Genomic DNA, 18,773 nt, shown 5'->3' with positions numbered 1-18,773 from the left:
TGAAAATGTCGACCCTTCAATCTCCCGCGACGATGTCTCGGCTCGGCCGGATGACCTGGCTGCTGGACCTCACACTCTTTCTTGTCCTCGTGCTTTTATGGATAGGACTGTCGTTAGCGACCCCGAACTTCCTCACGGAAGAAAACATCACAAACCTCCTCCGGCAAGTCTCCTTTTGGGCCATCATCGCCATCGGACAGACATTCGTGATGATTACCGCTGGCATCGACCTCTCTGTCGGTGCTGTCGTGGGTCTTTCTTCTATTGTGGTCTCGATGCTGATTAAGAGTGGAATGCCCATCAGCGCCGCGATTGTCCTGACTTTGCTGATTGGAGTCATGATTGGTGGGTTCCATGGATTTTGCACCACCAAACTCGGCCTCCCGCCTTTCATCACGACGCTGGCAACTCTCACGTCGCTGCGCGGGTTCACGCTCCTGATAACCCGGGGCGAGCCGGTAGCGGGACTGCCGATGGCGTTCACGTCTTTCGCGCGCGGTTCGTTCCTGGGCATCCCGACACTTTTCTGGACGGTTCTGGTCGTAGCCGTCCCCGGATACTTCCTGCTGCATCGTTCCCGGTGGGGCCGCTACCTTTTTGCCGTCGGCTCGAACAAAGAGGCCGTTCGTCTGTCTGGTGTGAACGTGCCCCTCGTTATCTACGTTGCCTACATCGTGTCGGCCGTATGTGCGGCGCTCGTCGGCATTCTCGTCGCAAGTCGCCTTAGCATTGGCATGGCAACCACCGGTGAGGGCTGGGAACTGCAGTCAATTGCTTCGGCCGTCATCGGCGGCGCAAGTCTTTTTGGCGCAGTCGGAAACATTCAGGGCCCGATTATCGGAGCAGCCCTTCTTACCACGCTTGCTCAGGGCGCGAACCTTCTGAACATCGACCCGTTCTGGCAACGAATCGTGACTGGCATTCTCATTATCGTCATCGTGTTCCTCGACCAGATGCGTCGCAAGGGTCGCTAACGACGGTAATCGAAGGCGCACGAGGCCTCCATTATCAACACAAGAAACCGTAGACGCTTAATCGGAGACGAAGATGGACAGACTTAAAAACAAAGTGGCCCTTGTCACGGGTGCAGCTCAGGGTATTGGCCTAGCAGTAGCACAGGCATTTGCGCGTGAAGGGGCAACGGTAATCGCAGGAGACGTCAAACCCGGAGCGAAAGCCGAGGGGGTTGAGCACGTGAAACTCGATGTCTCGTTGAACGATGACTGGGTTCGCGTCGTTGATGGGATTCTTGCGAAACACGGACGCATTGATGTCCTCGTCAATAACGCTGGCATCGTGGCGTGCTACGAGCCGATTCACGGTACTGACAGGGAAAGCTGGGACCGCGTCCTCGGCGTCAATCTCACCGGGAGCTTTCTGGGCATGCAAGCGGTCCTGCCGTCGATGCGAGCCGCAAAGCGAGGCTCGATTGTCAATTTCTCTTCTATCTGGGGAAACGTGGGTGTGCCTGGCGCGGCGGCCTATAACGCAGCAAAGGGTGGCGTGCGGAATATGACGAAGAATGCCGCGGTGACATATGCGCCTGAGAACATCCGTGTGAACTCAGTTCATCCCGGGCTCATTCGGACGCCGCTCGTTGAGGCTCAGTCGGACGACATGAATGCCGGAATCATCAAGAGCACGCCAATGGGGCGGATGGGTACACCCGAGGAAGTTGCTGCCGGATGCGTTTTCCTCGCCAGCGACGAGTCTTCGTTCGTGACGGGCAGCGAACTCGTCATCGACGGCGGGTATCTGGCTCAATAACGGTCCAAGGTCGCGAAAAGTATTCCTTGACGTGCGGCTGAAAAAACAATGGGCCACCCGAAGGTGGCCCGAAAACGTAGGCTATTGACTACCCTTTTCATACAGCCGACTGCTACTTCGTCTGATTTTGCGTCGCCTTTGCTTGCCCGCCGGCGACACCTTCCCCGAGCGTGTGATTTTTAGCGTTCTCCTTCTCAGGCGCGGCGCCGCTTGCCGCGGTCTGGGCGCCGGTCACGAAGCCGCGACCACGCGTCATGCCACTTCCTGTTATGCGCTTTTCGCGGCCGGGCAAGCGGCTCGCCTTGTGCGTCATTTGAACCAGTTATCGGCAAACGCCGACGCGTCTTTAGCTATTAGAGCCTCTACTCAAGTCGAGAGCTTCAGCTCGGGTGGATGTTCGCTTTCGGTGCCAGTTGATGGTGCGGGTGCGTAGTCATCACCGATGTCACCATCGCTTTCGTCATTCCGCCACCATAGAAGAGTGTGCCTGCAATAAAATTACGCGTTCGTTCATCAAAGCGAAGGCAGTCCACGCGGGCTGCTTCCGGAAAATTCTAAAGAGGACGTGGCCGGTGACAATCATTCAGAAAATTCACGCGTGGTCGAAAGACCTTGCGGCCTGGCAACAAGACGCGATAGCTCGTCTGTATGCCAATCGCGAACTCACTCCAGAGGACTTATTCGCACTTGCGAAGGCCGAGGCCGGCATTCCACGTGCCGACGGCCGGAAGCCAAAAAAACTGCTGGACGCAGAAGTTGCGCCGCCAGCAAACTCGACAAGGCTCGTCCAAATTGTGGCCATCAAGGACATTGAGAATGTCAATGCGCTGGTTCAAGGGGGCCGACTGCCAATTTCGCCAGCCGGCATCACAGCCATTTTTGGGGAAAACGGCGCTGGAAAATCCGGCTACTCTCGGGTGTTCAAGCACGCGTGTCGCGCGCGAGACCGCCGCGAGCCTATTCTGCCCGACGCGAAACTCGACCCCAAGACCGTCGGCCGAGCGCAGGCCGTGTTCGAAACCCTCGTCGACGGCAATGCCGCCGATTTTGCCTGGAAACATTCGGTTAAACCGCCGGAGGCATTGATGGACAACCGCCGCGTCGCATACTCGCTAGCTGCGAAGTTCTAGCTTGTAGAAGAAGTTTTCGATGGCGTAGCGTTGGCGGTTGAAGGAATCGAGGTCCGTCACACGGTTCCTGATGTAGACGTAGTGCCGGCATTCCTTCGCCTTGCTCGAGCGGTCGATACCCTGCATGTCCGCAGCGAATTCAGAAAGCGTCAGCGCGTGGGCGGAAGTCAATTTGTCGATGCCGGGCAGTGCGGCGGCGTCTTGCTTGCGGCTATCCGGCCACGACGGCGTAATGTGCAAACCGTCAGGCGCTATCTCAATGATGAAAAGGAATTCGACCTTACCCGTTTTCTCGTCTGCCCAGCACGGCGGATAATCGCGGCCGCCGCGCGCGTCGAGCCGGGCTTTCAGATACGCGAGCTGTCCGCGAAGGTTAGCGTTCTCCTTCGTGACGACCCCGACATTGACGTTTGTGCCGAGGACCTCCACCTGTTTGCGGGCCGACACGAGCTCCTCAGCGAGGATGGGCTCCTGACCGGAGACGTAAGGCCGGTTGAGCTGGTTGCGCATCTGCTTCTCGACTTCTCCCTTGAGCACAAGACCGGCGAGCGCCTGCGCAGCGATGTCGGACGCAGCAAGGGGATAGCGGTCGCTTGAGTGTGCAGTCGCTTGCTTTATGGACGAGGCTGTCACCGTCGCGGCACTCGCGGGTAAGCTGACCGAAGCGGGGGCCGATGGTGCCACTTGTTGGCTCTCCTCGTCCTTGAGCTTCTGTTCAAGCTTCGCCTTCAGCGTCAGCGCCTCGGTAATCTGCTTCTGCACAACGTCGCGGTCGCCCGGTCCGCCGCGCGTCGAGTTCAGCAGGTTCTTGACCTCCGTGAGCGCGCTCAATTGATTGTCGAGGTTGTCGACACGTTTCCTAAGTTCGTCGCGCTCCTGGATAAGCTTCGACTGCGACAACAGCGACGAGATGACCTCGTCCGGCTTTGCGCCCGCGCGCACGAGCTCACGGGTGAGTTCGGCACGCGCCTCCTCGAGCATCTGCCGGTTCTGCTGGAGTGTTCCTGCCGCCAAAAGCGCCTGCTCCAGTTCCTTTTTACTGGCATCGGCCTTCGCCAGCATATAGCCGAACAACAGTAGCAGAATGAAAACGAGCGTAAAGGCTATCTCGGTGAGAGAAAGCTGAAATATTTGGTCATTGGTGCGCTTCACAGGCTCCGGCTCCCAGCGGGTTATGCACGAACATCGCCGACAGGGGGCAAAGCAGCGGTGCCCGCAGACCAACCCACCGGTGCGGCGTCCGTGTCATTCACAGAGGCGCCGCCGACGCTGTGCAGCGGGTGCGCTCCCCCTGACGCGTCATGAGCCGCGGGCCTTCTGACCAGCGTGGGGAGTTCATCAGCGGAGCTTCGCATCTGCTGCAGGAAGTCGGCGAGCTGCTCGGTCAGTCTGTGGACAGCAGCGCGGAGATGGGGCACTTCATTCGCCGACGCGGCCAAACGCTGGATGGACTCGCGGGAAGCCGCCCGCTCGTCGCGCACTGAGGTACTCTCGTCCTTCAGTTGACGGGCCAAGTCGCCGACGTCCTTTGAATTGTGCTCTACGGAAGCTGCCACGCGGTCTAGGACGTCAGTTAAACCTGCGACACACTCACTTACCCGTCCCAGTGCCAGTGACTGCTCGGTCGCACCGGCGGCAACACTAGCGAGGCGTTCTTGTTGGCGATTTGCATCCGACATGACGGCGGAAAGAGCTGTGTCCAGCGCGGACAACGTCACAGCCACCCGCTCGATACTTGATGTCTGCGTGTTGACTGATTCGATACAAGCGTCCATCGAGCGGGATTGCGCGGCGACTTCGGAGCGAATGGAGCCAAGGCCATCCTGCGCCGCACGCAGAGTACTGTTGAGTACACCGAGTGTGTCGACGTGCGCCTGTGAGCCAGCTAGCAGCGCTTCCTGAGTCTGTGCGAGGTCAACCAATCGCTCGAACACTGGTTCCACGTTATCCGTCCGGGCGCGCATAGCGGAAAACGTATCGCGTAACGTTACCAGCGTCGATTTGATTTCTTCTGCAGCACTATTTACGTCATCGGCGATACCGCTGGTACTTAGACCTAGCTTTGCGAGTGGTGCGGCCAGCTGCTGGGCAAAGTAGTCATCGGGGAAAGTTGTGTTTTCGAGACGGCGAGTCACCACGTCCGTGAATTGGACGACCTTTTTCTCAATGCTGCCGAGACTCTTCCTTATTTCGTCCGAGTAACCGTCGACTGAGCGAGCGAGCCGCTGGCTGGATTGGTGCACCTCGGATTGGGCGCCCTTGAACACCTTGGTGTTCTCGTTTGCCAGCAGTTGGAAAAACTCGGAAAGCTTCGCGGCGTATGACTTCGTGAGTTCCTCAACGCCCACGCTAACTTTTGCGATGGACATGCTCGTAGCATCCTGCACCTGCGACTGGAAGTCACGGAACTGCTCGAGCGCAATGGTCAACTGCTCGCGAAGACGATGTGTTGCGTCAACGACGCCCTCCTCTGCGGATTGGACCGCGTCGCCCACGTCCTGCCGAAAGCTCACCCAGTACACCCGAACCATCAGCCCAAGGACCGTGCTTATCATGGCAGTGCCGAAGCGCACAGAGATTAGCGACATTCGAGTACCGATATTGGGTAGGTCGAGCAGGCTGAAAATGATGGAAGTAATGGTAAAAATGAAGCCAATGTAGTAGCAGCTGTCCGCGAATTTTTCATCCGAGACCGTGCTGTCGATGCGCTTCCAACCAATGACGATGTACAAGCCCATTATCGTGATTGGTATCACCAGCCCGAAAAACCAAGGGTCGCCAATTAACCAACCGATGCCCGACGAGACCACCTTGAGCGCGAGCGTGACGAGGAACAGTTTCTGGACGGGTATCGAAACAATTTTGCGCATTGCATCAGCCCTCGAGGGGTCGTACGGCGACAATCCGGCCCCCGCTTGCGGCGAAGTAGTCTTCCCAAAATTTGAGTTGCCGGCGGGTCTGCAATTGCGGTGATGTAAGAAGGTACTGGAGCTCGACGTCAGCGCCGCCGAGGTCAGTGCTTATCTTCCTGCCGTAGTTGGAACTATGGAAGCTTTCAAAATCGAGCGTGCCCCGATACATCGAGTATTCGGGGGTGTTGTGCAGCATGTCCGAGACGATGATGAGGCGGTGTGGGCCATTTACGTTTTCTTTGCGAAAGCCGTTGATGGCCGTCATTTGCAACATCTCGAAAATCGGGGAGTAGCGCGCAGATTGAGTTGTCTGCAGCTCGTCGGCCAGTTGCAACATTGGCTTGCGGAACTGTTCATCGAAGTGCTTTTTCAGATGAGCTCGGTTCGACGTAAGTTCGCTCGCGCCGGCTCCAGTGCCGGGATTGCATAAGTCGAATAGGGGGGTAGCCGTCTCCTTGTAGTCTCCGCCGAGTGCGAAGACTGTCAGAAGGTAGCCGGGCGGAATACCGCGTACCACCAAGCCGTCAAGAAAATTTGTGAACGCGTTCTTTTGCGTGAAACTGAGTGGGTCGGTTTTGTCGACAAGTAACACAACCTGCCCCAGTGGCCCGCCAGCTGGGCACATCCGCTTGTCGAGCCCCGGCGAACGGTTGAAATAAAAGTAACCCGCCGCCGCTACGATTGCGGCAACGGCTGTCAGCATGAAGGTAGCGAGGGCGATGTTTCGGGTATCGCGCTTCGCGGCGGCTCGGCTTCGTCTCATGCGACCGCCCGAAGAACGCGCTCACTGGGGGGCTGAGCAGCATCAACCAGTTCCTCGAGCGCCACCAGTGAATCGAACTTCTTGTTGAAGCCAGCCTGAATTGCCGCCTTAACGTGTTGCACCTTCCCTAGTAGCTCCTGCAGCCTTGCCTGCTGCGCAGCAAGGGCAGTTTCGCCCTCGTCCATCCGGAAATCTGGCTGCCTAATGTCAGCCAGGACGTGCATCACCGAAAAGCTCGGTGGTACAGGGATGCCCTTTCGGTGGAGCGCGTTTTCCGTGCGAAACCGCGTCACCAACGCCTCCATGCATCGCTGAGCGTTGAAGAGGCTGCCTTGAAGCCGGAGCTGTGTCTTGCTCTTCTGTTCGAGCAGGCCTTCCTGCCGAACGATAAGGGCTTGCACACTCCGTGTATCGTCCTCGAGCTCTCTGAGCATTTCATCCTTGAGTTCTTCGAGTCCCTCGCGCAACCCATCAATCTCGCCCTGGTAGTCCGTTTCCGCTGCCGCGCAATCGCGAGCAAGCCTGCCGTAACCAGGATAGAGGTCGTCAAGACTGAGCCCATCGATTAGCGCTCCTACCGCGAATAGCAAGCTTAGTCCCATGAGCAGCCACGAATTGACATCCCCGAGCATGAACGGTGCGTGGCTAAGCGCTTGCCAAGCGACCTTGCTTGGGTTCTGAATGTCGGAGACGAGCGCGTCGCGGTAATGAGCAACAGTTAGGCTGATGGTGAGCATAGTGAGCACCGCGAGCACTAGCGCCATGCTGCCAGCAAGCTTTAGAAGGAGTGAGCGATGAAAGATATTGCGAATGACGTATCGGCCGAGCAGGAACGCAGCGATGACGTTTGCAAACGCAAACGTTGCTGCGTAGAGGAAACCACCTATCAGCCCCTCGTCCATGCCAATAGCGAAGAGGCTCGCGTTGAGAATTGCCTCGACGACGATGAACAAAAGCAGTCCGCTAATTCGCAGAGCTTTCCCGGTTCCTTCGGGAAAGCGCGCGTTGCGCGTCAGGCCGTTCTTTTCCCGGAATTCGGTGAGCTCTCCCCGGGCACGGCGAGCCTTGTCACCCAACGAATTCAGCAATGGAGCCTGTTCATTCAACAATGCGTCGGCCTTGCGTGTGAACTCCTGGTCGGCCTGAAGCGCATTGTCGACGGTAGCAGTGGTGTCCAGCCGCGCAAGGTCGGCGTTGAAAATCGCGAGCCGGCCAGCCGCCCATTCGACGAGATTGAGCCGGGCCATATCGATGCGCTGGACAATCTGCGCTTCTATCCCGGCGGGCAGCGTCGAGTTCGGGGCAGGCTGCCCCGCTTCTCCAAGTCGACGAGCTTCCTGAAGCAGCTGCAGCTCGTCTGCGATGGTGCTTTCGTCGACATCTATTGGCGCATCGACAGCCCGCGCCGCGGTTCGTCGCGTTGGCGAAAACAGCCATGCGACAAATTTTTTCCAAAGGCCCATTCTTTGCTCTTTTCGATTGATTTTATACGAGCAGCCCTTCGTCGCGTTCGACGAACCCCGAGCATGCGCCGTCGAAAGCCTATCGGATGCAACCTTTCTTTACAAGGCCATTTGAAAATTGTTGGTGTATGAAATGATGCGAGACCGCTCGTTTCCAGGGCGACAGCCGATTCCGCGGGAAAGCCCCCAAAAGCTGCTATCAGGTTAAACGTTTGCGCATCGAGGGATTCTTTGGCGACTAGCCCAAAATTCGCTAAAGTTTTTCCGTTAATTCAGGTCACGCGCCGACCGCGCTTTCCGCCCCCGCAGATTGTTCTCGTTAAGCAATTTTGTTGAGCAAACCGGAACTTCATCTCGCTGCGGAGCAGACGGGCGCACAACACCCGCCCGGCGCGGCACAACCTTTGAAAGAAAAAGCTGCTGTGTAGCGTGCATCTCGCACAGGGAGGCTGAATACACGCACAGCGGGTCGGTCGCATTCACTTGCCACTGGAACAGACGGTCGTGTTTCTGGTGACGGCGGGAAGATACCCGGCCGAAAACGATAGTGGCCGACGCGTTCTGACGCGTCAGCCGCACCAGTGCATCTAGTTGCTTACGCCGCTGTGGTCGCCTTTCTCCGAGCAAATCGCTCGAGCGGCGACGCCAAGACTGCACCCAGGCGTCCGTCAAGCAGCACCACGATGAGAAGCAACAGCCCGTTCACGAGGAGAATCTGAGTTGACGTTGCATTCAACAGGCCGAGCCCATTGTTCAGCACCGTAAGAATCAGAACGCCAATTGCCACGCCGAGCGGCGAACCGATGCCTCCACCCAAGGCAACACCGCCGACAATTGCGGCCGAAGCCGCCTGAAGCAAGATATTGCTTCCCATCGTTGCGGACGCAGTTGCCAGGCTCAGCGAGAGCAGGCCTCCACCGAGAGCCGAAAGTCCGCCGGAGATGACGAAGCCGACCGTCAAAGCCTTACCCACGCGCGCGCCACTCTGAATTGCCGCCTTCCGATGACCACCCGACGCGTAGATGTCACGCCCGAGGGTGGTGTAGCGCAGGAAAAGCGAAACGACGATAAAGCAGACGATTGTGATGAGGCTACGGGGAGAGAAGATTGCCGCGACGTTCTGGTCGAGGAAGTCGCTGACATCAAGGTTGGCGTAACTCAACACCCGGCCACCTGCAATCCAGTAGCCGACGCCGGTAAGGAACATCATGGAGCCGACGGTCGTCACCAGCGAAGAAACACCGAGCCACGGCAGCAGGGCAGCGTTAGCGACGCCGACCACCACGCCGAAGATGACCGCGTACAGCACGCCGAGTAACGCACTATCTCCGCCGAACTTCACAGTGACAAGACCTGCAACTGTCGAGATTGCAGCGACGCTCAAGTCGAACTCACCTGCAATCATCGTGACTGAGAGACCCAGCGCGATGATGCCAAGGAAGGCAAACGCCTGGAAGATTGCATAGAGGTTCGCTTGCGAGAAATAATGGTCGACGCAGAGGCCAAAGATAACAGGCATTCCGACGAGCAGTACAAGGCGAATGGCCAGATTGAGAAGTCGTTGAGACTGTTCCATTTTCGAATCTCCTGTTATTTCCGTCCCGGACCGAGCCGGGCGAGCAACGCTCCGAACACGACGGCCGCCAGGACCACGATGCCCTTCGCTACCAACTGGTACTCGTAACTCACACCGCTGACCAAAAGGATGTTGCTAATAACGGCGAGGAAAATTGCGCCCGTTACCGCGTCCGAGATTTGTCCGCGTCCGCCACGAATCGAGATTCCACCGACGAGCACCGCTGCGATTGCGTTGAAGTCCAGGTCAATGCCGTAGGTCAGATTGCCTTGAGCTGACGAGGAGGCAATCAACGACCCGGCAAGCGCGGCTGCGGCGCCTGCGAATCCGTAGCAAACGAGCGTTGCTGCCATCAACCGAAGTCCTGCGATGCGTGCGACTTCAGCTCGCATACCAATCAGTCTAATTTCCCGCCCGATGCGAGACTTCTGCAGGATGAAGCTTGCGATGGCTGCAAAGATAGCCAGCACCAGGATTTGATTCGGCAGCCAGCCAAACAACCTTCCTTGACCGAGCCATGTCGCGTCGCCCTTTCCGATGACCGTCAGCCCTCCAGTGTAGATAACACCAGCACCAATGATGATTGACGAGGTGGCAATTGTGGTGATGATGGGATTCGCTTTACCCAGCGCGATGATTCCACCCTGGACAGCCCCCATCAGAAGGCCACTCAACACCACGAGCAGCAGCGTTGCGCCAAGGCCCAGATGAATGAGCGCGGCAAACATCACAGTGGAGACAGCCGCTGTCGCACCCATTGAAAGCATGAACAGATTTCCACTGAGGGTCACGAGCGCCATCCCGATAGCGCCAATGCCGACCGCAGCAACTGAGTACATCAGGGATTGCACGTTTCCGAACTCGGTGAAGTGGGGAACGATAGCCGCAGCGACCACGATAAGAACAAAAGTTGCGATGCGAATCGACGCAGAGTGAATGCTCGTCGTTCCAAACAATGCTGTGGACCAACGTCGTAGCGCAGTCGTTGATACCGGCGCGGTAGGCTCAAGAGCTGTCTTATGCATTACCCACCTCCACAGGCTGGTTTCGGAAAGAGACATGGGCATGAGATGCATCGCCGTCGCCTGCCACGATGTCATGCAGGAGCGTGTCGCCATTTATCTCAAACCGCGGCTTGTGACGGACCATCCGACCTCTGAAAACCGTCAGAACCGTATCCGCGAGCTCCAGGATTTCTTCGAGGTCCGTCGAGTAGAAAACAATCGCCAAGCCTTCGTCCGCCATCTTGCGCAGCGTCGAGTAGATTTCACTGCGGGCGCCAATATCAACGCCCCGGGTAGGCTCGTTCAGGAGCAGCAGACGAGGCGCCAGTGCTACCGCCTTCGCGAGAGAGACCTTCTGTTGGTTGCCGCCGCTAAGTGTGGACACCTCGTGCGGCAGGCGCTTCGGGTCGATGGTGAACATCGACGCCAGGCGTCGTGCCTCTTCCTGTTCACCGGCTCGTCGCATAATTCCCGCTCGGGTGAACTTCGCCATGACAGACGCGGTGATATTGATGGCAATCGGCGCATCCAGGAAAAGGCCTTTGTCAGCGCGGTCTTCCGCCACGTACGCGATGCCGGCTCGCAGCGAATGCCGAATGCTGTCGAGCTTGACGGTTTGACCATCTACTTTCACAGCACCAGAAATATCACCGCGAAGACCGGCAAGGGCCTCAACAACAACTTCCGCTCCCGAACCCAGCTGGCCGACTACGGCGAGGATTTCACCAGGCGCGACGTCGACTGAGAGGTCCTTGACCTTGTCCGCGACCGTCAGGTTGGAAATCGAAAGACGCGGCGGGACGTTGGCGCGGTTCTCCGGCGGCATGACCTTGCTATGCACCAGTTCGCGACCAATCATGGCCTTGACCACCTCTGCGGTCGTCATATCCGCGGTGCGCTGCGTGAGCACGTGCTGCCCATTGCGAAAGACCGTCACCCGGTCGGTCAGCGCAAACACTTCATCGAGTCGATGGCTGACGAAAATCATCGCGGTCCCCTGGTCACGCAGCCTGCGCGCGACGTCGAAGACCCGGACAATCTCAGCATCTGACAAGGTCGCGGTAGGTTCGTCCAGGAGCAGGACCTTCGCTTGACGCGACATACCCCGAGCGATTTCGACGAGCTGGCATTCAGCAAGGCCGAGCCGCGAAGCAGGCGCATCGAGCTTGATATGCGACAGCCCGACCGAATCCAGATGTTCGCGAACGGAGTCACGGTATTGGCTGCGACGGTAGATTTCGCTCTGGTCCGCGCCACCGAGAAGTATGTTGTCGAGCACCGACAGCGTCGGGACGATAGCAAGCTCCTGGTGAACGATGGAGATAAGTCTGGGGTCGGTGCGATGCCCGAGTTTCAGTCGATGTCCGTCGACGGTGATTTCACCGTCGTCCGGCTGGACCAGGCCACCGAGAATTTTGATAAACGTGCTTTTGCCCGCACCGTTCTCGCCACATAGTGCGTGAATCTCACCAGGTGCCAGCTCGAGGCTGACACCGGTAAGCGCCTTCACGCCACCATAGTGTTTGGTCAGATTGCGAGCGCAGAGCAGACTCTGAGCGGCGAGCGTGTCGCCGCCTGTTTTAGCGTCTTGCAGCATTGTCTTCCTCCATACGCGGACACTCTTCGGTCGTCCGCTGCCACGGGTTGATGCCCGTCACCGTCACCTGGCTCATCCGCGTGATTGCTCACACTGGGTGACGCATACATTTCGAATAGCGAAGCCTTGCATCGAAGCTGAAGCGGATGCTTGCCATGGCTCGCGACGAACCGTGGGGCGCGCCGCATCAGTGATGCCGCTGCTGTTGGTCTACGAGGAGAGGAATTCGCAAAGAATCGCTGCGTGCGCAGGAATGCATGTTGTCTCCAGCAGAAACTCGCTTCAGCGGCTTCGTTATCGTTGAGACACAGGTTATTCGTTCGCCAGGAAAAGAAAAATGCGTGGCCGCGAAATGATATTTCCAGTGACCGGAAATATCGGTGTCGGGCTGGCACTAAAAAAACGCGCGGAAGTCAGGACGTGACGCCTGCCAAACCGGGCGTTAGCCTTGGAGCCTGCTGGTCTGTTACAGAGAGACTCGCTGTGCCTCGGCCGAAGACCGGATGGCGGCGTCGACAATCCGTTGAATTTCCCACGCTTCCCGGAAGTCCGGGAAAGTAGGCGTCCCATGTTCGATTGCCGCGATGAACTCCGCCATCTCAATGGTTTTCAAATCGTTGAAACCCAGTTGGTGCCCGCCAGCTACCGTGAAGTTTTCGTAGGGAGGATGAGCCGGTCCGGCTTCAATTCGGGTGAATCCCGATGTCCGAGGGTCGCCGCTGGCCTTGAAATATCGAAGCTCATTGAAGCGCTCCTGGGAAAAGCACAGCGCACCCTTTGTTCCATAAATCTCGAACTCAAGCTGCATCTTGCGGCCGGTTGCGGTCCAGTTCGCTTCGATTGAGCCTGAACACCCGCGGTCGAAGGTCACTATCAATCTTGCAATGTCATCGACCTTGACCTCCCGGCGCTCGGGCGAACCAGGCGATACCGGACGCGTCTTATTGACAGTCTCGAGTTGTGCATTCACATGGGTAATCGCACCAAGAAGGAATCGCGACATTCCGACGATATGGTTGCCGATTTCAGCCAGCGCGCCAGCCCCGTTTTGAGGGTCGACTCGCCAGCTGTAGGGAATCTCGGGGTCGGCCATGTAGTCTTCCGCATGGATGCCGCGAAAGCTTGTGATTTCGCCCAGTTCGCCAGACGCAATCATCTTTCGCGCCAGTTTGAGAATGGGATTCTTGATGTAGTTGTAACCCACTTGCGTGACGACGTTCGCGGACTCGGCCGCCCTCATCATCTCGTGAGCGTCGGATGCGGACGGCGCAATCGGTTTCTCGCAATGCACATGCTTCCCAGCAGCGATTGCGGCCAATGCCATCTCCCGATGCAAACTGCATGGCGTAGTGATTGAGACGACTTGAACATCGCGGTCGTCAAGGAGCGACCGCCAGTCGCTTGTCGCACGCTCGAAGCCAAATTGCTCTGCCGCTTGCCTCGCGCCCGTCTCGCCGACATCGGCAACGGCCACCAACCGTGGCGTCAGCGAGCTAGGGAAAGCATTCGGCACCGCGCGATACGCGAGGGCATGTGCTTTTCCCATAAAACCAGTTCCAATCACCGCCACGCCAATGTCTCGTCTCATTCTTGTCTCCGTTTCAAAGCGAAAGCGACCCCGCAGGGTCGCAGTTACATCCTGGTACGCGATCCATTGACGACACCCCTCAGAGTAAGGGCGCGGTTCTCATGAGATGTGTTACAGGGCTCAGTCAGCGGAGATCGATGGGCATCTTCCAGGGCAAGAGCGCGTCGTAGTCGTCGACGGTCTGTGCCAGCGGGAGACGCTGTAATAGCCAGGTGAGATAGCGATACGGATCAATGCTGTTCGCCTTGCAGGTTTCGACCAGTGAGTAGAGATTGGCGCTCGCGTTTGCGCCATCGACGGTGTCAGCAAACAACCAGCCGCGGCGTCCCAGGCAGAACGGGCGAATGGAATTTTCGCAAGGGTTGTTCGATATGGGCCAGTTGCCGTCTTCAACGTAACGGATCAGCTTCGGCCACTGCCCGTGCAGATAGGTCAGCGCCTTGCCGAGCAGACTGTTGGGCACGACGCCAGGCGAGTGCTCAAGCATCAGCTTTTCGATAACATCGAGTACGCACGCGCTGTATCGTCGTCGCAATCGCTGTCGTCGCCCAGCCGTCCACGTCTGGCTTCGCGCTTCGGCCGCGAACAGTTTTCCGATCAGGCTGATGAAGCGTGTCGCGAGCAGATCGGGCGGGCGCGCTGCTTTGGGGACATTGTCTTCCGCCTTCACAAAGTACCGTCTTGCGTGCGTCCAGCATCCGAGGTGCACGAGCTGGTACTGTTCAGCGATGCCGTTGTAGGGTTCGTATCCATCGGTCATCAGGGCGGCACCTTTACGGACACCGGCAAACAGCCTGTCAGCCAGCCTGGCGCCACGACCTGGCGTATAGGTGAAGCAACGGATGGGGATGCCCGAACCGGTCATCTGCGCCCACAGATAGCTTTTCGTTTGCGGCTTTCGCCCTTGCTCCTTCAGGACCTGGAACGTCGTCTCGTCGCCGTAGATCAGTTCGGCATCGAGCAGCGCATCGCGCATCAGGTTGATGACGGGTTGCGTCGCAAGACCGACGCGGACCATGCTCGCGGCAATCGTGTTCGACGAGATGTCGCCGCCGAAGCGACGCAGCAGACCGGCCCTGGCGATAGAGCGGCATGCCGAACTGGTACTTGCCGGTGGCGATCCACGCGAGCGCCGATTCACTCAGCAGCCCACGCGGGATGATACGGGGCGGTGCCGGCGTAACCTTGATGCCGAGATCGCAACATGGGCAGGCGTACTTGATACGCTGATGCTGGGTGACTCGCAACTGCTCGGGAATGACATTGAGCTGCTCACTGATCTCGACGCCGATCTCGACGAGCGCGTGTCCGTCGTGATCGCAGAAGCGCTCTGCCTCAGGGAGTTCGTGTCGCACGACATCACGCGGCAGATTGGGATCGAGAGGCTTGCGGTGGCCGCGCTTCTTGCGCTTGTGGGCCGCGACCTCGGTTCCGGGGGTATCTTCCTGCGCGGGAGTGGCGTTCGCGCCGAGCGCTTCGGCTTCGTTGAACAGGCCGAACTGGTCCGAGGCGCGCGCTTCGCTTTTCGCGCCAAACAGTTCGCGACGGTAAGCGCGCAGTCGTTCCTCGGCGAGATCGCGCTCAGCTGTCACGAGGCGCAGTGCGCTGCGAACCTCCTCATGATCGCGCTGAAGCGAACCATAGGCCTCTCGCATCGCGAGCAGTGCCTTGAGTTCGTCGGCGTCGATGATCACGTTGATCGGCATACCGCTTAGACCGGCACGCCGGTGACGTGTTCAGCTCACGCGTGCATAATTTCGACTGGGATGTCGCTGGACTGCGGCAATGTCGATGCCCTCGATAAGCCAGTGCAACTGCTCGACGCTCAGTGTCGCGACCCGGTTCGCGCTGTCAGGCCACACGAAGCGATCGTTTGCCTCGAGTCTCTTGAGCATGAGCCAGAAACCGTTGCCCTGCCAGCCCAGGATCTTGATGCGATCGCATCTCCGGTTGGTAAACACATAGAGCGAGGAATCCATCGGGTTCAAATGCATGGCCTGCTCCACGAGAATCGACAGGCTGTTCATGCCATACCGGAAGTCGACGGGTTCCCGATGCAGGTAGACCTTCAGGCCTTCGTCGAACCGGAACACGGCATCCTCCCCAGCATCTGGACCACGGTGGTCAGTTCGTCGATGCTCGCCTCGCCGAGATCAAACTCGACGCCGTTGGACAGTCGCACATGCAGTGCGAGCGTCAGCGATGGCGATGGCGATGGTGACGGCGGTGCGGTTGGCAGTGCTGGTGGTGCTGCAACGACAGGCACGAATGCCGTGGGCGAGGCGACAGGTGGGGAGCGTTTGCGCGAACCCGGGATGTCAATGGGCGCGCCATCAATCACCGCGAGCGCGCCCTCCAGTACGATTTCCTCCGGGGCATGCGGACGTTCCTGTTCGCCGGTAGCATCATCCTGCGATGCCGGCGAGATGCCTTTCTCGCGCTCCAGAAGGTACTTCGTGATCCACTTGCGTAGCAGGTTGGCGTTGATCCCGTGCTCCTGCGCCAGGCGGGCAACCGACACGCCAGAACGCAGCGCTTCCTCAACGAGCGCACGCTTGCCTTTATCGTCGTAACGACGGCGACCGTCGCTGCTGCGTCGAACTACTCTTAACTCTGGATCTTTGTCAGCCATAGGTGTCCACCTCCGGATAGGTGGACACCTATGCTCCTCGCTCCTGTCCCCAGCGGCTAGACGCCGAAAATGGATCGCTTACACATCCTGCAGGCTACGCGGTAACTGGGTAGCCGACGCGCGACCTACTTCTTCTGGGAATAGCAGACGTTGATGGTGGCCTTGGTAGCCGCCGGGTTCGGCAAGTACTGCACGGCTTGCGGCGCCTTGCCGGACGCGAGTTCCTTCGCGGCTTTCGCGGCATAGGCACCATCGTCAAAAGGAGATTGCTCAACGGTTGCGTAGGCTTTACCTGCCGAGATTGCCTCGACGCCTCCAGAGTCGCATCCGTGTCCCACAATCACCAGCTTCGAAGGGTCGAGTCCAAGTCTTTGAGCGGCAGTCACCGCGCCACGAAGTTGAGAATCATTCTCTGTGTAGACGCCTTTCACATCCTTGAACTGCGTGAAAAGCGCAGACGCCGCCGCTTCCGCCTTCACTGCGTCCCAGTCCGCAGGTTGGGCGCCGACTACCTCGATACCCGGCGCATCCTTTTTCAGCTCATCAACGAAACCCTGGTAGCGTTGTATTTGGGGGGGAGTACCCATCTGTCCGTTGATGACGATTATTTTCCCTTTGTCTCCGTAGCCCTTGTCCTTGAATCCCTGAATCATCGCTTTCGCGGCAACCTGACCGTTACTGATGTCGTTCGGCCCAGTGAAGACTTTCCAGTACCGGGAGTATTTCTGGTCGGGCATCGAGTTCGAAATGACGAGCGGGATTTTCGCCTGGTCAATCTTGCGAATCGACGGAACCATTGCGCTCGAGTCCACCGGCACGAGGACGATGACATCGGGCTTCTGCGCGAGCGTCTGGTCGACCTGGGTTGCCTGCTCATTCGGGTCGTAGTTGGTGACCTTCACGTCGAGTTTGATGCCTTGTGCCGCAGCTTCTTTTTCGAAGCCTTTGACGTAGAGCGCCCAATATTCAACGCTCTGCGTCGGCATAAGCAACGCGACGCGCGGCTGGTCTGCGGCTTGGGCACCACTGCCGAAAGCGCTGGCGATAGCGCTGAGAATGAGGCAAGAAATGACGGATTTGCAGATGTTCATGCTATGTCTCCTGAAGGCTCCTGAGATGGAAGAGCCGGGTTTTGATGTTCTCGAGGAGGCACAGTAAGGCTTGATATGGGAAAGAAAAATGCGACAGAACGAAAAGTTATTTCCTCTCACCGGAAAAATTGCTGCTCCCGGACCGCGTTAGTCCCGCTGCCATCGAACAATCAGGCTGCGCACCGCTTTTGCTGACTAAAAAAGCCGCCGAGCTGCATGAAGCGGGATTGTAGATTTCTACGCTACGGTAAGACGATTTCCAGGCTGTTTATCCGCTGCCGTTTCTACGTAATAGTTCGGGACATGGTCTTCATGCGATACCCGCGTCGGGCTTGTCGCGACTTCCTTCACGAGGGTTTACATGTCCAAATCTAAGGTCGAACTTGTTGCTGCTTACTTCACTCTGTCTGGCGACGTCTTTCCGTTTGGCCCAACCGAAATCAGCCCCTTCAGCTTCAAGGACCGTGTTGAAGCGGCAGCAAAAGCAGGCTGGGATGGTATCGGTCTGATTCACTCGGACATCTACGCTACCGCCGACAAGATTGGCTTCCCCGAGATGCGCCGAATCCTCGAAGCTAATGGCATCAAGCACGTTGAATTCGAGTTTCTGGTCGACTGGTATCAAACCGGCGAGCGCCGCCGCACGTCCGACAGCATGCGGTACTACTATCTCAAGGCGGCAGAAGAACTCCGCGCGCGCATTGTGAAGGTCGGCCCCGGCATCGGCGAAGAGACCGCAAACGTCCCCCTCATGGTCGAAGAGTTCGGCAAGCTGGCAGATGACGCCGGGAAGCGCGGTACGCAAGTCATGCTGGAAATCATGCCCTTCAGCAACGTGCGAACAATCAAAACCGGCAAAGCTATTGTCGAAGGTGCGAACAAGGCCAACGCGGGCCTGCTCCTCGACATCTGGCACCTGAGCCGCGGCAATGTCGACTTCAAGGAAATTGCCACGATTAAGCCGGAATTCATCAAGGGCATCGAGCTCGACGACGCAGACCGCTACGCAATCGAGCCGCTGTGGATGGACACTTGCCACAAACGCCGTTTGCCGGGCGAAGGCGTACTCGACGTGCAGGGCTTCATCAAGGCAGTCCAGGCGACGGGCTTCGACGGTCCGTGGGGCGTCGAAATCCTGTCCGAAGTTGAGCGCAAGCTACCGCTAGAAGAGATGGCCGTGCGTGCGTACAACGCGACGATTCGCCAGTTCGAGAATTAAGCGGCGACGCTGGGAATGATTAGCCGAACGG

Annotated in this window: 16 protein-coding genes and 1 pseudogene; 4 read left to right on the top strand and 13 right to left on the bottom strand. The window is 58.1% G+C overall.

Annotated features, from left to right (window positions below; genetic code table 11):
• The first annotated feature begins 5 nt into the window (after positions 1-5).
• The gene (locus OKW28_RS41825) at positions 6-974 is read left to right on the top strand and encodes an ABC transporter permease (protein WP_429454145.1); all 969 of its coding nucleotides are present in this window, start codon (positions 6-8) and stop codon (positions 972-974) included.
• Positions 975-1,047: 73 nt separating this feature from the next.
• Positions 1,048-1,767 (top strand): SDR family NAD(P)-dependent oxidoreductase, encoded by a 720-nt coding sequence (locus OKW28_RS41820; RefSeq protein ID WP_429454143.1) that lies wholly within the window; start codon positions 1,048-1,050, stop codon positions 1,765-1,767.
• A 112-nt stretch (positions 1,768-1,879) separates the two neighbouring features.
• Here the strand turns inward: OKW28_RS41820 and OKW28_RS41815 are convergent, their stop codons facing one another.
• Positions 1,880-2,023 carry a hypothetical protein gene (locus OKW28_RS41815; protein ID WP_429454141.1) on the bottom strand — a complete coding sequence of 48 codons (144 nt, stop codon included), beginning with the start codon at positions 2,021-2,023 and terminating at the stop codon, positions 1,880-1,882.
• A 316-nt stretch (positions 2,024-2,339) separates the two neighbouring features.
• Here OKW28_RS41815 and OKW28_RS41810 point away from each other — a divergent pair, with 316 nt between their 5' ends.
• Positions 2,340-2,897 carry a hypothetical protein gene (locus tag OKW28_RS41810; protein ID WP_429454139.1) on the top strand — a complete coding sequence of 186 codons (558 nt, stop codon included), beginning with the start codon at positions 2,340-2,342 and terminating at the stop codon, positions 2,895-2,897.
• On the opposite strand, the gene OKW28_RS41805 is transcribed toward OKW28_RS41810, so the two are convergent.
• From OKW28_RS41805 to OKW28_RS41750, 12 genes and pseudogenes are all read right to left on the bottom strand, one after another.
• Positions 2,880-4,049, bottom strand: a complete 1,170-nt coding sequence (locus tag OKW28_RS41805; protein ID WP_429454137.1) for a hypothetical protein — start codon at positions 4,047-4,049, stop codon at positions 2,880-2,882. The genes OKW28_RS41810 and OKW28_RS41805 overlap by 18 nt on opposite strands.
• Before the next feature lie 20 nt (positions 4,050-4,069).
• Positions 4,070-5,767, bottom strand: coding sequence for a hypothetical protein (locus tag OKW28_RS41800; protein WP_429454135.1), 1,698 nt, complete (start codon positions 5,765-5,767; stop codon positions 4,070-4,072).
• Between the two features lie 4 nt (positions 5,768-5,771).
• Complete coding sequence (locus OKW28_RS41795; RefSeq protein ID WP_429454134.1) at positions 5,772-6,572, bottom strand: hypothetical protein; 801 nt, start codon at positions 6,570-6,572, stop codon at positions 5,772-5,774.
• Positions 6,569-8,035, bottom strand: coding sequence for a hypothetical protein (locus OKW28_RS41790; RefSeq protein WP_429454132.1), 1,467 nt, complete (start codon positions 8,033-8,035; stop codon positions 6,569-6,571). The genes OKW28_RS41795 and OKW28_RS41790 overlap by 4 nt, the downstream gene beginning before the upstream one ends.
• Before the next feature lie 595 nt (positions 8,036-8,630).
• Positions 8,631-9,611: an ABC transporter permease gene (locus OKW28_RS41785; protein WP_429454130.1), complete on the bottom strand. Its 981-nt coding sequence runs from the start codon at positions 9,609-9,611 to the stop codon at positions 8,631-8,633.
• A gap of 14 nt (positions 9,612-9,625) precedes the next feature.
• On the bottom strand, positions 9,626-10,636 hold the full coding sequence (locus OKW28_RS41780) for an ABC transporter permease (RefSeq protein WP_429454128.1): 1,011 nt from the start codon (positions 10,634-10,636) through the stop codon (positions 9,626-9,628).
• Positions 10,629-12,212, bottom strand: coding sequence for a sugar ABC transporter ATP-binding protein (locus tag OKW28_RS41775; protein ID WP_429454126.1), 1,584 nt, complete (start codon positions 12,210-12,212; stop codon positions 10,629-10,631). Before OKW28_RS41775 ends, OKW28_RS41780 begins: the two co-directional genes overlap by 8 nt.
• A 466-nt stretch (positions 12,213-12,678) precedes the next feature.
• The gene (locus tag OKW28_RS41770; protein ID WP_429454124.1) at positions 12,679-13,800 is read right to left on the bottom strand and encodes a Gfo/Idh/MocA family protein; all 1,122 of its coding nucleotides are present in this window, start codon (positions 13,798-13,800) and stop codon (positions 12,679-12,681) included.
• A gap of 124 nt (positions 13,801-13,924) precedes the next feature.
• Positions 13,925-15,506, bottom strand: a pseudogene (tnpC, locus tag OKW28_RS41765) (IS66 family transposase).
• Positions 15,507-15,536: 30 nt separating this feature from the next.
• Entirely contained in the window at positions 15,537-15,893 is a 357-nt protein-coding gene (tnpB, locus tag OKW28_RS41760; RefSeq protein ID WP_090812713.1) for an IS66 family insertion sequence element accessory protein TnpB, read from the bottom strand.
• Positions 15,869-16,432, bottom strand: coding sequence for a transposase (locus OKW28_RS41755; RefSeq protein WP_429442848.1), 564 nt, complete (start codon positions 16,430-16,432; stop codon positions 15,869-15,871). The genes tnpB and OKW28_RS41755 overlap by 25 nt, the downstream gene beginning before the upstream one ends.
• 125 nt (positions 16,433-16,557) lie before the next feature.
• On the bottom strand, positions 16,558-17,523 hold the full coding sequence (locus OKW28_RS41750) for a sugar ABC transporter substrate-binding protein (protein ID WP_429454122.1): 966 nt from the start codon (positions 17,521-17,523) through the stop codon (positions 16,558-16,560).
• 361 nt (positions 17,524-17,884) lie between these two features.
• On the opposite strand from OKW28_RS41750, the gene OKW28_RS41745 reads away from it, so the two are divergent.
• Positions 17,885-18,742 (top strand): sugar phosphate isomerase/epimerase family protein, encoded by an 858-nt coding sequence (locus tag OKW28_RS41745; protein WP_429454120.1) that lies wholly within the window; start codon positions 17,885-17,887, stop codon positions 18,740-18,742.
• Positions 18,743-18,773 lie beyond the last annotated feature (31 nt).

This window comes from Paraburkholderia sp. 40, assembly GCF_050434105.1.
In the GTDB taxonomy this organism is placed as follows: domain Bacteria; phylum Pseudomonadota; class Gammaproteobacteria; order Burkholderiales; family Burkholderiaceae; genus Paraburkholderia; species Paraburkholderia tuberum.
Note: the sequence above shows the minus strand (reverse complement) of the source record. Positions and strands in the feature narration are given on the sequence as shown.